General features: G+C 60.1%; 1 pseudogene. It reads right to left on the bottom strand.

The annotated features are described in order from the left end of the window. Positions 1 to 234: pseudogene (locus EOA60_RS36590) on the bottom strand (sigma factor); the annotation flags it as partial. Between the last annotated feature and the right edge of the window lie 303 nt (positions 235 to 537).

The following is a 537-nucleotide window of genomic DNA, read 5'->3' as shown; positions in this document are numbered from 1 at the left end:
GACCCATGGCAGCACCGGCGCGTCTTCTCGCCACGTGTGCCTTTTGACGTGAATGGCCAGCAAGGTTTCCTGCACGACATCCTCGGGGTCGACCCCGCCCTGGACGATCTTGCGCCGGACGAAGCCACGAACGAGAGCGGCTATCCGGTGAAGAAAGTCGGCGTAAGCCCTTTCGTCTCCCGCGATCGCGGCCCTGAGCAGCCGGGAAAGCTCGGCCTCGTCCTTGCCGGTCACAAGAGTTTACCCCCGATGTTCGCGTCTCGGCCCTGGTTTGTTACGTGTCCGGCGAAATAATGTCCAAGCCAAAGTACCGGAAAATCACGAAAGTTTGCGGCACGGCGACCGATTGAAGCAGGCCGGAATGTTGACTATTGTAATCAGGTATTTATAGGTGCGCCTGAGCCCGAACCCCTGTCTGCAGATTTGAGGACGATGCCCATGAAAACTGCCTTTTCCACTCTTGCCGGCGCCGCCGCGCTGGCCCTCGGCCTGATTGCCGGACCGGCCATGGCGGAGGATGCAGGCATCATCGTCTAC

Source organism: Mesorhizobium sp. M1A.F.Ca.IN.020.06.1.1 (genome assembly GCF_004023265.1).
Taxonomy (GTDB): Bacteria; Pseudomonadota; Alphaproteobacteria; order Rhizobiales; family Rhizobiaceae; genus Mesorhizobium.
Note: the sequence above shows the minus strand (reverse complement) of the source record. Positions and strands in the feature narration are given on the sequence as shown.